Origin of the sequence: Teredinibacter sp. KSP-S5-2 (genome assembly GCF_032773895.1) — a bacterium.
GTDB lineage: Bacteria > Pseudomonadota > Gammaproteobacteria > Pseudomonadales > Cellvibrionaceae.
The window spans coordinates 2,063,020-2,076,360 of record NZ_CP120416.1; the positions used below are offsets into that span (position 1 = coordinate 2,063,020).

A 13,341-nucleotide genomic window follows, 5' to 3' on the forward strand; every position below is an offset into this window, starting at 1 on the left:
TGTCTCGTCACAATTGTTCCGCGTCGGCGAGATCATCTTAAGCTGTCGACTTCCGTCAGCTATTGATGTTGCGAATAACCATAATAAATCACTCATATGAGGTGGCAGTAATGTTAAAGAAAGCAGTTGCGATTGCGCTTATTAGCGCAGGATATATGGCATCTGATGGCTATGCGGCAGTGGATTGTAGTGGTCTCCCTACGTGGGACGCATCTTCTGCATACGGTGGTGGTACGGCCGTTCAGCATAAAGGCAGCAAATACACAGCAGCCTGGTGGACTCAAGGTGCAGACCCAGAATTAAACTCAGGCCCATGGCAGCAATGGGTTTTTAATGATGTATGTAATGGCTCATCATCATCTTCCTCAAGTTCTTCCAGCTCAAGCTCATCAAGTTCATCTTCAAGCTCGAGCAGTTCATCTTCAAGCTCTTCATCTTCTTCCAGCTCAAGTTCGTCTTCCAGCAGCTCATCTAGCGGCGGTTGTTCAAGTGCTCAGGTGTATCAAGCTGGCGCTACCTATGCAAACGGTGATCAGGTATCTAATGTTGGTGGTGTTTACGAATGTCTAGTTGGTGGCTGGTGTTCAAGTGGTAATTCTGCATACGAACCCGGAGTAGGTTGGGCACAAGAATATGCCTGGAGTTATGTTGGTGCAGATAACTGCGGCAGCTCCAGTAGTTCTTCTTCAAGCAGCAGCTCTTCAAGTAGCTCAAGTTCTTCTTCCAGCAGCAGCTCTTCAAGTAGCTCAAGTTCATCTTCCAGTAGCTCAAGCTCATCCTCATCAGGTGGCGGTAACGGTGTTATACCTAAGCACTCGCTAGTTGGTTACTGGCATAACTTTGTTAATCCAGCTGGCTGTCCAATGCGTTTGGCTGATATCTCGGATAAGTGGGATGTAATTGATATTGCGTTTGCTGATAACGATCCTACAAGTAACGGAACCGTACATTTCAATCTGTACTCAGGTGATATTCACAGCACCTGTCCTGCTTTAGACCCAGAGCAGTTCAAGCAAGATATGCGTGCGTTACAAGCTCGTGGAAAAGTTTTTGTATTATCACTGGGTGGTGCTGAAGGTACTATTACCTTGAATACTGCTGCTGATGAGGCAAACTTTGTAAGCAGCTTAACTAGTATCATTAATGAGTGGGGCTTCGACGGTCTTGATATCGACCTGGAAAGTGGTTCTCAGTTGGTGCATGGTTCTCAGATCCAGGCTCGATTGAAGACTTCGCTACGCACAATTGATGCTAACGTTGGTGGTATGGTTCTGACTATGGCTCCTGAGCATCCATATGTTCACGGTGGCATTATCGCGTACTCTGGAATCTGGGGTGCTTACCTGCCAATCATTGACGCTCTGCGTGATCAGTTAGACCTTCTTCATGTTCAGTTGTACAACAACGGCGGCCTGCAAACGCCATATCAACCCGGCCCATATGCAGCTGGCACCGTTGATATGATGGTTGCTTCTGCTCGTATGTTGATAGAAGGTTTCGAGACTGCTGATGGAGGCTTCTTCCAAGGCTTGCGTCCTGATCAAGTAGCTCTTGGTCTGCCTTCTGGTCCTGCTTCTGCCGGTTCTGGTTTGGCAACAAACGCCAATATCATTAGCGCTCTTGATTGTATTACTGCGGGCACTGGTTGCGGTACGTTGACCGCAGGCGGAACCTATCCATCGTTTAACGGTGTGATGACATGGTCAATCAACTGGGATGCATATGATGGGTTTATTTTCTCTGGTCCAATTGGTGACAAGGTACACAGCTTGCCTTAATCGACCGGAGTAAAATGGAAGGCATACGCTTTCAACTTAAATTTAAAAAAAGGGGGCATATGCCTCCTTTTTTTATTTTTCGAATACTCTAAAATTGATCAATAATTATTGGATTATTCGACCTGCCATGCTTTCAATTAAATATAAAGTTCCTCCTGTATTATCTTTTGCTTTATGTCTCTTCGCTCAAATTGTGATCGTTCGACCTCAGTCTGACTTTTCGATTGAGTTTTCCTTTAGAGATATATTTGCATTTGTGTTACTTGTTTCTTCTTTGGGTTTAGTTTTTTATTCTGCTCGGCTTTTCAAGCGAAATAAAACAACTGTAAACCCCATGCTGCCTGAAAATGCCAGTCAGTTAGTTGTCACGGGTGTATATGCCTATTCACGTAACCCCATGTATTTGGCCATGCTGCTGGTTTTGGGGGCTTTTTCTGTGTGGTCTGGAAATTGGTTTTCTGCTGCCTTACTGCCGGTTTTTGTAGGCTGGATGAATTTTTCACAGATTCCGTATGAGGAGCAGGCGTTAGAGAAAAAATTCGGCGAGGAGTATGTCAACTATAAGAAGAGGGTGCGTCGATGGATTTGATCTTTGGTCGAAGTACCGATAAAAAAAGACAAAATGCGCTATTAAAGAAATTAGTCATTCTTAAAGGGTTGGTGCTTGCCATTAGTGGTTTGACTATCCTGTCTGTTATTTATTACTTTGATATTAATTTGCCAGAAGTTAACGTTTGGCTCGCGTTTGGTGTGAACGGACTGTTGCTGATTGGTTGGGGCGTGCGTTTTAACTGGCGGTTTCCCCTTACAGATATTGAAGCTTTATGCCTATTGTTATCGGATGTGATATTTATTGGCTACCTGATTTTTATCGGGGGAGGCAGTAGTAACCCGTTTACCTCGTCAATTTTGGTGCCCATTGCTCTTGCCGCTGCGTTGTTACCCAAACGTTTCTCCATGAGTTTACTTGTGTTAGCAATCGCTGTTTACACTTATTGGGTGGTTACTGACTCGCATATTCATCATCGGGGCATGAATCTGGGTTCTTTCGAGTTACACTTGGTTGGTATGTGGTTTAACTTTGTCGCCAGTGCGGTGTTGCTATATATCTTTATCTATTATGCTGCCGAATCGGTTCGAAAAGGGGAGAGAAAGCTTGCGGAAGCGAGAGAAAAGATTTTAAAAAACGAGCAGTTAATCGCGGTGGCAAATTTGACTGCGAGTACAGCGCACTCTCTGGGAACCCCGATTTCTACTCTGGCTATTCTTTCAGAAACCATGGGGCAGCAAGGTCAAGTATCTCCCGAGCAAATTGGCTTGCTTCAATCGCAGATTGGTGTGTGTAAAACACACTTGCAAAATCTAACGCGGCTGGCAGATGCTGCCGAACCTTTAACCAATGAGGTGAAGAGTGTTTCTGATTTCCGTGATCAGCTAAAAGAGTATTTTTCGCTTGTATTTCCTAATGCGCATATCGATTTCACCGTGAGTGGAATAGGCGATAATCAAATACGTTTTGGTCAGTCGCTGAAACTTGCAATAGCAAACCTTATTGAAAACGCCTGTGATGCGGCACAACACTCTGTCAAGGTCAGCTTTAGCGTGGAAGAAAAACTGATCATAGAAATAACGGATGACGGTGAGGGTATAGCTTTGGACTCGATAGAGAATATTGGTAGACCTTTTATATCAAGTAAGCAAGGCGGGCTCGGCCTTGGTGTGTATTTGTCGAATTCTACAATCGAAAGCTTTGGTGGTAGTATAGTTATGTCTAACTTACCGAAAGGTGGGGCGCAAATCGTTGTTGAGTTACCGCTGATAAATTATGGTTAAAAAGCTCTTATTAATTGAAGATGACCAAGCTCTGGGTACTGTAACCAAAGCTGGAATTGAGGCTCAGGGTATGCTCGTATCTTGGGCAAGAGACTTGGATGGTGCCCGAGAGTGCTGTAGTGAGCAAAGGTTTGATTTTGCGGTGCTTGATTTAAAACTGGAAAATGAAGTGTCACTCCAGTTTATTCCGGAGCTGATCGGATTATTTCCAGAAATCAAAATACTGATGCTGACAGGTTACGCCAGTATCGCAACTGCAGTTGAAGCCGTAAAGCTGGGTGCCGTTAACTATTTACCGAAACCTGCCAATATCAGTGAAATTCTAGCTGCACTAAACGAAGGGGCGGACAGCACAACAGTTGAAATTGAAGACTCGGTAATGTCAACCAAGCGGTTAGAGTGGGAACATATTCAGCGTGTTCTCGCAAAGAATAATGGTAATGTTTCGGCTGCGGCAAGAGAGTTGAATATGCACCGCCGCACCTTGCAACGCAAACTACAGAAGAAGCCCGTCAAAAAATAATTTTCCTTTTCTTATTTGCTTCCAATATTTTTCTCTGTTGTTCAAATGACCTGCGGCACTTTTGGTGTGAGCATTCAGCGTATTAAAGAATGCTTATTTTTATATTTCTAATTATTCAGGCTTGATAGTTTGCCTCGAGTAATGCTTGCTTTTCTCTTTGTTTTAGATCAAATTTTTGTAGCGTAACTTGCCAAGCGGAATAAAAATTGCGGTTTGTGGATGTAAAAAGGGAAAGAGTGAAATCGCGAAAAGTAGGCAAAAAAAAGACACTTTACGGGGATGTAAAGTGTCTAAAGTTCTACAAGAATCTACTAACTAACAAGTGAAAGTCTATACAAAAAATATGGTTTTGACTATGTGACATATTGTCGCAGAACGTGGGCTTTTACGAAAAAGCCGTTTCGATCAAATTTTTTGTGTAACTATTTTTCGGAGAATGAAATATCTCGTCAGCAGAACCGGATTCGATAATGATTCCTTCTTTCATTACCATTACTTTATGGCTCACGGCTTTAACGACTTTTAAATCGTGACTGATAAATAAATATGCCAGTTGGTGTTCGATTTGAAGTTTTCTCAGTAATTCAACAATTTGACACTGCACGGTTCTATCTAGCGATGATGTGGGTTCATCTAAAACCATAAATTTGGGCTTCATAATCAATGCGCGAGCTATTGCAATGCGTTGTCTTTGCCCTCCGGAAAACTGATTGGGGAATCTATGCCGCAATTCTGGGTCGAGTTCAACTTCCCGCATTACCTCGATGACTCTCTGATTGCGTTCAGCTTTGCTGCCGATTTGGTGAATATCCAAACCTTCTCGAATAATCTCTTCCACAGACATACGAGGGCTTAAGCTGCCGTAGGGGTCCTGGAACACAACTTGAATATCTCGTCGTAGATCTCGCATTTCGTTCTTTTTCAACGTGGCGATATCTTTGCCATTAATTTCAATAGTGCCTTCGGAGGAGGTTAATTTGAGTACTGCTTTAGCCAGTGTGCTTTTGCCTGAACCACTTTCGCCAACAATTCCCAGAGTTTCTCCTGAGCGAACATTAAAACTGATGTCGTCGACAGCTTTTATATAACCAACTGTTCGCTTCAATATGCCTTTTTGAATTGGAAACCAGACTTTAACATTATCGGCCTTTACAACTGTATTGCTGTCGGGAGAAACAATTTGGGGGTTACCGCCTGGATCGGCATTTATCAATTTTTGTGTGTAAGGATGTTTCGGTGAGTTAAACAACTCTGTTTTGTTGCCTACCTCGACTAAATTTCCGTTCTCCATTACGGCAACTCTGTCCGCAATTTTTCGCACCACACCGAGATCATGACTGATAAACAAAATGGTCATATTGGATTCTTTCTGAATCTCAATCATTAAATCCAGAATTTGTGCCTGGACAGTCACGTCAAGAGCCGTAGTGGGTTCATCTGCAATAAGCAATTTGGGTTTATTTGCCAATGCCATTGCGATCATGACACGCTGCCGTTCACCGCCGGAAAGCTGATGAGGATAAACGCCGATTTTTTGTTCCGCCTGACGAATACCTACTTTATTTAAAAGCTGGAGGGTTTCATCAAAAGCTTCTGTCAGTGTGAGAGGGCGATGAAGTTGGATAATTTCGGTAATCTGCTTTCCCACTTTATGCAGTGGGTTCAGGGAGGTCATTGGTTCCTGAAATATAACGGATATGTCGTTGCCGCGAAGCTTACGTATTTCATTCGGTTTTTTTCTCAGTACATCCTCGCCTTGCCACTCAATCGAACCGGTTGGATATACAACCAAATTGGGGTTGTGTAGCTGCGGTATGGATAGGGCACTTACGCTTTTACCTGATCCACTTTCTCCTACAAGAGCAAGAATCTCACCTTCGTATATATCCAGGTTCAGGTTATGAATTACCTGCTGTAAAGCTCCTGCTTGTTTGAAAGCGATGCTTAGATTATTAAATTTAACTAAAGACATATAATAAGCTTACGAAGCGTGTCTGGGGTCAAATGCATCCCGAACACCTTCACCGATAAATATGAGTGTTGTGAGCATAAACGAAACAATAAAAAAGGCAGAGAAGCCTAACCAGGGGGCTTGAAGGTTTCTCTTGCCTTGAGCAAGGAGCTCGCCAAGTGAAGGCGTTCCCGGAGGCATGCCAAACCCAAGGAAATCTAATGAAGTAAGGATGGTAATGGAGCCTGATAAGGTAAAGGGTAAAAATGTCAGGGTCGCAACCATTGCGTTGGGTAAAATGTGTTTGAACATGATTCTGGCATCGTTCATACCCATCGCTCGTGCGGCAAGTACGTATTCGAAATTACGTGTTCTGAGAAATTCCGCTCGAACTACACCAACAAATCCCATCCAACCGAACAATAAGGTAACTAACAGTAGCCACCAGAAGTTCGGTGTCACAATACTGGCAAGAATAATAAGAATGTATAGCGTTGGCATCGAACTCCAGAATTCAATAAAGCGCTGAAACAGCAGATCCGTCCAGCCGCCGTAAAACCCTTGGACTGCTCCGGCACCAATGCCAATAATTGCGGAAAAAATGGTTACAGTAAAACCAAAAAGGACGGAGATTCTGAAGCCGTATAAAAGATTGGCGATGACATCCCGGCCTTTATCGTCAGTACCCAGCCAGTTTTCCGCTGTAGGCGGACTTGGGGCTGGTGTCGTCAGGTTGTAATTAATGGTGTTGTAACTGTATGGGAGTAGTGGCCAAATAATCCAACCATCCTGATTAATCAGCTCCTGAATGTATTCGTCTGTGTAGTCGGCCTGAATATCCAAATCACCGCCAAATTCCGTTTCTGAGTAACTGTTAATTACCGGAAAATACCAATCGCCCTTATAGCGAATCAGTAATGGATTATCGTTGGCGACTAACTCTGAACAAAGCGCAATAATGAAGACAATGGAAAACAACCATAGGCTCCATATCGCACGGCGGTTTTTTTTAAATCTCTGCCAGCGTTGTTGATTAACCGGAGAAAGCAATGCTAGTTACCTCGATTCGAAATCTATTCTGGGGTCAACCAGGGTATAGGCCACATCACTGACAATACCCATAACTAAACCAATAAGTGTAAAAACGTATAAGGTGGAGAACATCACTGGGTAGTCTCTTTGTAACGTGCTTTCAAAGCCCAGTAAACCGAGTCCATCTAAAGAGAAAACGGTTTCGATCAACAGTGACCCGGTGAAAAATATGCCTATAAAGGCCGACGGGAAGCCGGCGATAATAATGAGCATGGCATTACGAAAAACATGACCATATAGTACTTGTTTTTCTTCCAGTCCTTTTGCTCTGGCAGTCATCACATATTGCTTGCTGATTTCATCCAGGAATGAATTTTTGGTTAGCATGGTGAGACTCGCAAAGCCGCCAATGACCATTGCGGTAACAGGGAGCACCATATGCCAGAAATAGTCGACTATTTTACCTAGCGTACTTAGTTCGCTCCAGTTGCTTGATACCAAACCCCTTAATGGAAACCAGTTAAAGAAACTGCCGCCGGCAAATAAAATGATTAGAAAAATAGCAAATAAAAAAGAGGGAATAGCATAGCCGGCAAAAATTAAACTTGAAGTCCAGATATCAAAATGTGAGCCGTGTTTAATGGCTTTTTTTATGCCAAGCGGTATGGAAATTAAATAGACAATAAGTGTTGTCCATATACCTAAAGAAATTGAAATAGGTAGGCGTTCAACAATTAAATCAACAACACTGCCGCCACGAAATAAACTGTCACCAAAGTCGAAGCGCAGGTAGTCCCAGAGCATAGTGAAATAACGTACATGCAGTGGTTTGTCGAAACCGAACATCTTTTCAATTTCGGCAATATCTTCCGCCATTAGGCCGCTTGCACCGCGATAAGAAGATGAACTATCGCCGATGGTTCGTTCCTGACTACCTGTATCCGCGGAATTATTTCCGGTAATACGATCGAGCATGGAGGCGTCATGACCTTGGTAGATCGCAATCATTTGATCAACTGGCCCGCCCGGGGCCAATTGAACAATGATAAAATTAATAGTGATGATGGCAAGTAATGTGGGTATTACTAATAGTAATCGACGAATAATATAGGCTGACACAATAAAACCTAGCGTGCGTTTCGTTTAGGTAATGCTTTTTCCTTTTCCGAATCTATCCACCATGCCATAACACCCAGGTCCAGTTTTGGACGGGTTTGGGGGATGCCAAACTTATTCCAATAAGCGATTTTAAAATCTGGCGAATACTGCTGTGGAATCGCATAGTAATTCCACAATATAAAACGGTCAAATGCCCGGCCATATGCGGTTAACATTTCTTCATTTTTCTGGTTATTAATAATACCTTCCACAAGAAAGTCAACGGCTTTACTGGTTACTCCTGTTGCGTTGTAGGTGGAATCCTCGTATTTACTGTGCCACTCGTTTCTGAGGCCTGCTGATGGAAATGAGCCGCCACCTAAGGCATGAATAAGCATGTCATAATCTCGCTCGCGTAAACGATTCAAGTAGCGGGTGGTATCCAGCATTTTAATATTCATGGTGATACCAATTTTTGCCAGGTTTTCCTTAAACGGGATAACAAATCTTTCACTGGCTGGCGAGTAGGTAATAAACTCAAATTCAAGGGCTTTTCCGGTATCCTTGTGAACCATTTTCTTTTCTTTATTAAGCTGGTAGCCTGCTTTTTTCAATAAAGCTACTGCTTTACGCATTTGAGGGCGAATATTGCCATCACCTTTTGTTTGAGGTAACTGAAACTCTTGAGTAAAGGCTTCAGGTGGCAGCTCATCTTTTACTTTTTGTAAGATTTCTAATTCTTTTCCTTCGGGTAAACCTTTTGCCTGATATTTGGTGTTGCGAAAATAGGTTGTGTTTCTTTTATACAAGTTGTAGAACAGGTTTTTGTTGGTCCACTCATAATCAAACATTTGAGTAATGGCTTCACGAACTTCACGTGATTTAAAATGATCGCGCTGTACATTAAAGGCGAACACCTGAGTTTCACCGGGAATTTGATGCGGGATCTGTTGATGAATAATGTACCCTTTGTCGAAGTTCTTACCGTTGTATGCTGTCGCCCAACGTTGCGAGCTGTTTTCCTGTCGAAAGTCGTATTCACCTTTTTTAAAGGCTTCTAGCATGACCGATTCATCCAGATAGGTTTCATAACGAATATATTTAAAGTTATTTAAGCCCTTTCGCGTTGGGTGATCCTTTGCCCAATAATCATCTTTCAGTTTGTACTCAACATAACTACCCATTTTATAGTCGTGAATACTGTATGGCCCCGAGCCAAGAGGGGGCGTATCAAACGGTTCGGAAAGGTTTTTTTCCTTGAAATAATGCTCAGGAAAAACGATTAATGACGATAGTGAAATTAATTTAGGTAATTCGGGGTTGGCTATCGTAAATTTAACTCGGTATTTGTCCAAAACCTCTACAGTCGTATCTTTGTAATAACGATTAAAAAATGGAACGCCTTCGGTCATGATCTTGTTAAAGGTAAAAGCAACGTCCGATGCTTCTATAGGGGAATCGTCCTGGAATGTGGCTTGGGGGTTGATGTGAAAGATTGCCCAGGAATAATCTTCTGAATACTCAATTTTTTCTGCAATTAATCCGTATAGCACGGAGTCTTCGTCACCATTGCCGACCATCAGCGAATCGAAAATGTAGCTTTCAATTCCGGGCGGGGTGTCGCCCCGTAAGCCGTGTCGATTAAAACTATCGAATGCACCTTGAGAGGCAAGGGTAATGTACCCACCTTTGGGGGCATTCGGGTTAACGTAATCCCAATGCTTAAAATTTGGTCCATATTGAGGTTCAGCATGAAGGCTAATGCTGTTGCTGATGGTTATTTTTTCTTCAGCCGCTTGGCTTAATGGTGTAAATAATGAAAGTACGACAAAAAGGGAGATAACTATTCTCATAGGACCTAGTTCGTTTTGATTGATTTTTATACTTTACGTTCGCAATGCTAGATTAACTAACGGTATCCGACTCGTCCTAAGTCTAATTCAAAAGCCTGCAAATGTAATGAATCTGTTTTCATTGATAAATATGACAGTGTTTTGTCCTCTAAGTTTGCGTTTACTGAACTAAACTCATTTTAAAGCAGCTATTCGTCAAAAACTTCTTTCTGGGGTAATAAATGGCAACAAAGGGCTTAAATGCGTGGGTAAATTCATTGCGGCGCCAAAATATGCCCGTTTTGAGCAATGTCATTGTCGAGTTAAACAAAATAACGGGTGATGAAGATGCGGATATGAATCAGTTGGCTGAAGTCATTCTTCGCGACCCTAAATTGACATCCCATGTATTGAGAGTCGCCAATAGCGTCCAGTACAACTACAGTCGGCAACAGATCAGTACCGTAAGTCGTGCCATTGTTCTTATTGGCTTGAAAGGCATGAGAGCAATTTGTATCTCGCTGCTGGTTATGGACACCCTGTTGAAGGATAAGCCAACAGAGCGACTATTAAAGTTAATTGCGCAGGGGTTTCATGCCGCAACTCAAGCAAGAAATTTAGTTGAACGTAATGACAGTCAGTCGGCCGAGGAGGTCTTTATTGCGGCCTTGCTCTATAACCTTGGTGAAATGGCTTATTGGTCCTGTGAGAACCTTCAGGTCGATGAGCCTGGCTTATACAGCGATGACCCCAAAGAGCGAAAACAAGCTATTGAGAAGGTATTGGGAACCTCGTTTAAAGCAATATCAAAGGAGCTAGCAAAACACTGGAAGCTAGGCGAAACCCTTGAGCGGGCGCTGTATCCGAGCACGCACCCAGATGACAAGGTGAAATCCGTGATTATTGGTGAACGCCTAAGCCGTGCAGCGCTGTATGGCTGGGATAGTCCCCAGGCGTATAAAGTGGTGAAGGAGGTAGCGGAGTTTGCTCAGGTTGACGAAGAACTGGCATTGGCACTGGTTAAGAAAGGGGCTGATGACGCCGCTGAGACAGCGTTGAACTACGGAGTATCCGAAGTTTGCCCCTTGATTCCTAGTAGTATGAAGAAGCTGTCGCCCAAACCAGAGAAACCTGTTCCTAAAATTTTAAAGGGTGACCCTCAGTTACAACTGAGCATTCTTCGGGATTTAACCAACGCAACTCAAGAGCGTATCGACGTCAATACTATTTTCCAAATGGTGCTGGAAGGTATGCACCGAGGGGTGGGGTTAGAAAGGGTGGTCATTGCCTTTATTCAAGGCCATAAGCTGCAGTCTCGTTACGCACTGGGAGAGGGAACTGAACATTGGCGTAGCAGTTTTATCTTTGATATCGGCCCGTACAGCGAAAACATCTTCACCCAGGCAATTACCGCGGGCGGCAGTCATTGGTTTACTCAGGATATGGTGTTTACAAGTCCGTACTTGTATTCGGATGACATTGTCCGAATTGTGGGCAAATTTCCTTCTTTTGTTTCGGTACTTAAAATTGAACAGAGGAAGGTTGCGATTTTCTATGCCGACCGGTGGAAGTTTGGTGGCAAGCTTAGCAGTGAGCAATACGAGAGTTTCAAACATTTCACCAGTCAAGCTCAGCTCAACTTAAGTTTACTGAGCACCAAGAGCTAATCGCAGTCTGACTTAGTTTACCCGCGTGACATCAACGAATAGCGTCAGAGGTTGCCCTGGTTGCAGGTAGCTCGAAACCTTAAGTTGATTCCAGGCGAGAATGTCTGACACCCGTATCTGGAACTTGTCGGCGATACGATGTAGCGAATCGCCTTTACGCACAGTATATGAAACCTTTCGGATAATACCTTGCGAACCGGTTGTTCGTGGCACCTGATTTGAAGAGGTCCAGAGCACCAGCTTTTGGCCCAGTTTGATTGGGTCTGCTGGTGCCATATTATTCCACTTGGCAATTTTACCGGGGCTGACTTTGTACTTTTGGCCTATGGACCAAAAGGAGTCGCCTTTTTGCACTATATGTGTGATTTTTTGCCCAGACTGATTTTGCCCAACTGTTTGTTGCTTTTTAGCCAAACGTTCGGTTGAGCTATAGCTGTAGTGGCTTTTGCCTTTGCTGGCCACAGGAACCATCAAGGTTTTTCCTGCTCGGATAGTATTGCCTCGCAGGTTATTAATGGCTTTTAGAGATTGGGTGCTTGTGTGGTATTTCGCTGCGATCACCGAAAGCGTATCCCCTGGGCGGATTTTATAGCGCTTCCATGTGACCCTTTGTTCTGGTGGAATCTGTTTTAGACCTTCGCGAAATTGTTCTTCATTGGCAACTGGTATAAGCAGTTGGTGAGGACCGCCAGGGTCTGTAGCCCAACGGTTAAACGCCGGGTTGAGCTTGTACAATTCATCCATTGATATTCCCGCTATATCCGCTGCTTGTGCTAAGTCGATCTGGGATTCCGTATCGACCACTGCAAAGTGGGATTGGTTTTCTATACGCGGGAGGTTCAAACTGAATAGATCAGGCTGTAACACGATTTCTTTCAATGCTAATAGTTTGGGAACGTAGGCCTGTGTTTCACGTGGCAACTTCAGGTTCCAATAGTCCGTTGGCTTTCCTTTTTGTTTGTTTCTTCGAATTGCGCGAGACACATTGCCAGGGCCGCTGTTATAAGCCGCGAGAGCTAATAACCAGTCGTTATCAAACCGTGTATACAGTCGTTCAAGATAGGAGAGAGAGGCTTCTGTTGAAGCCAAAATATCCCGTCGACCGTCGTACCACCAGTTCTGTTTCAGGCCTAAACCTTTGCCTGTCCGAGGTACAATTTGCCAGATGCCGGATGCCCGACCATGGGAGTAGGCAAAAGGGTCAAAAGCACTTTCCACGATGGGTAATAACGCCAGTTCCATTGGCATGCCGCGTTTTTCGATTTCCTCAACGATATGGTAGATGTAACTGCCGCCGCGTTTAGCGACGCGTTCCATATATGACGGGTGTTTGGCGTACCAGTCTCGTTGTTGGTGAATCCACTTATTATCGACATGTGCTAACTGGTAGCCGCTGCGAATACGTTCCCATATGTCCGGGGCAACAAGAGGAGGGAACTCGTCCCAGTCTTGCTCTGTAACAATACAATCGTTTTCGTCAATCGCAATTGTTGGTTCAGAGGTTAAAGGCTCTGCTGGAGGTGTTTTAGTTGCCAATAGCTGGCTGCATCCAGACAGCAGGGAGATAAGTAAAAAGGCAATAAGTGGAGACGTTACGCGGTGGCGAATGACAAACATATAACTTTTT

The 13,341-nt window shown here is 43.7% G+C and carries 10 protein-coding genes; 5 read left to right on the top strand and 5 right to left on the bottom strand.

The window, feature by feature from the left end; genetic code table 11:
* Window positions 1–110: 110 nt before the first annotated feature.
* The 4 genes from P5V12_RS09280 (at window position 111) to P5V12_RS09295 (ending at window position 4,134) form a co-directional block, all read left to right on the top strand.
* Complete coding sequence (locus P5V12_RS09280; protein ID WP_316957074.1) at window positions 111–1,778, top strand: chitinase; 1,668 nt, start codon at window positions 111–113, stop codon at window positions 1,776–1,778.
* A 127-nt stretch (window positions 1,779–1,905) separates the two neighbouring features.
* The gene (locus P5V12_RS09285) at window positions 1,906–2,367 is read left to right on the top strand and encodes an isoprenylcysteine carboxylmethyltransferase family protein (protein WP_316957075.1); all 462 of its coding nucleotides are present in this window, start codon (window positions 1,906–1,908) and stop codon (window positions 2,365–2,367) included.
* Window positions 2,358–3,611, top strand: a complete 1,254-nt coding sequence (locus tag P5V12_RS09290) for a HAMP domain-containing sensor histidine kinase (RefSeq protein ID WP_316957076.1) — start codon at window positions 2,358–2,360, stop codon at window positions 3,609–3,611. The genes P5V12_RS09285 and P5V12_RS09290 overlap by 10 nt, the downstream gene beginning before the upstream one ends.
* Window positions 3,604–4,134 (top strand): response regulator transcription factor, encoded by a 531-nt coding sequence (locus P5V12_RS09295; RefSeq protein WP_316957077.1) that lies wholly within the window; start codon window positions 3,604–3,606, stop codon window positions 4,132–4,134. Before P5V12_RS09290 ends, P5V12_RS09295 begins: the two co-directional genes overlap by 8 nt.
* A gap of 385 nt (window positions 4,135–4,519) precedes the next feature.
* Here the strand turns inward: P5V12_RS09295 and P5V12_RS09300 are convergent, their stop codons facing one another.
* Genes P5V12_RS09300 through P5V12_RS09315 form a run of 4 tightly spaced genes read right to left on the bottom strand, consistent with a single transcriptional unit; the run spans window position 4,520 to window position 10,068 of the window.
* Window positions 4,520–6,106 (bottom strand): ABC transporter ATP-binding protein, encoded by a 1,587-nt coding sequence (locus P5V12_RS09300; RefSeq protein WP_316957078.1) that lies wholly within the window; start codon window positions 6,104–6,106, stop codon window positions 4,520–4,522.
* A gap of 9 nt (window positions 6,107–6,115) precedes the next feature.
* The gene (locus P5V12_RS09305; RefSeq protein ID WP_316957079.1) at window positions 6,116–7,135 is read right to left on the bottom strand and encodes an ABC transporter permease; all 1,020 of its coding nucleotides are present in this window, start codon (window positions 7,133–7,135) and stop codon (window positions 6,116–6,118) included.
* A 6-nt stretch (window positions 7,136–7,141) separates the two neighbouring features.
* Window positions 7,142–8,236, bottom strand: a complete 1,095-nt coding sequence (locus P5V12_RS09310; RefSeq protein ID WP_316957080.1) for a microcin C ABC transporter permease YejB — start codon at window positions 8,234–8,236, stop codon at window positions 7,142–7,144.
* Window positions 8,237–8,244: 8 nt separating this feature from the next.
* Entirely contained in the window at window positions 8,245–10,068 is a 1,824-nt protein-coding gene (locus tag P5V12_RS09315) for an extracellular solute-binding protein (protein ID WP_316957081.1), read from the bottom strand.
* Between the two features lie 272 nt (window positions 10,069–10,340).
* Here P5V12_RS09315 and P5V12_RS09320 point away from each other — a divergent pair, with 272 nt between their 5' ends.
* Complete coding sequence (locus tag P5V12_RS09320) at window positions 10,341–11,714, top strand: HDOD domain-containing protein (RefSeq protein ID WP_316957082.1); 1,374 nt, start codon at window positions 10,341–10,343, stop codon at window positions 11,712–11,714.
* 12 nt (window positions 11,715–11,726) lie between these two features.
* Here the strand turns inward: P5V12_RS09320 and P5V12_RS09325 are convergent, their stop codons facing one another.
* Window positions 11,727–13,331, bottom strand: coding sequence for a LysM peptidoglycan-binding domain-containing protein (locus P5V12_RS09325; RefSeq protein WP_316957083.1), 1,605 nt, complete (start codon window positions 13,329–13,331; stop codon window positions 11,727–11,729).
* Window positions 13,332–13,341: the final 10 nt, after the last annotated feature.

Bases quoted from the DNA above. Each gene is read 5' to 3' on its own strand.
- P5V12_RS09280 (WP_316957074.1), top strand. From the start codon at position 111: ATGTTAAAGAAAGCAGTTGCGATTGCGCTTATTAGCGCAGGATATATG.
- P5V12_RS09285 (WP_316957075.1), top strand. From the start codon at position 1,906: ATGCTTTCAATTAAATATAAAGTTCCTCCTGTATTATCTTTTGCTTTA.
- P5V12_RS09290 (WP_316957076.1), top strand. From the start codon at position 2,358: ATGGATTTGATCTTTGGTCGAAGTACCGATAAAAAAAGACAAAATGCG.
- P5V12_RS09295 (WP_316957077.1), top strand. From the start codon at position 3,604: ATGGTTAAAAAGCTCTTATTAATTGAAGATGACCAAGCTCTGGGTACT.
- P5V12_RS09300 (WP_316957078.1), bottom strand. From the start codon at position 6,106: ATGTCTTTAGTTAAATTTAATAATCTAAGCATCGCTTTCAAACAAGCA.
- P5V12_RS09315 (WP_316957081.1), bottom strand. From the start codon at position 10,068: ATGAGAATAGTTATCTCCCTTTTTGTCGTACTTTCATTATTTACACCA.
- P5V12_RS09320 (WP_316957082.1), top strand. From the start codon at position 10,341: ATGCCCGTTTTGAGCAATGTCATTGTCGAGTTAAACAAAATAACGGGT.
- P5V12_RS09325 (WP_316957083.1), bottom strand. From the start codon at position 13,331: ATGTTTGTCATTCGCCACCGCGTAACGTCTCCACTTATTGCCTTTTTA.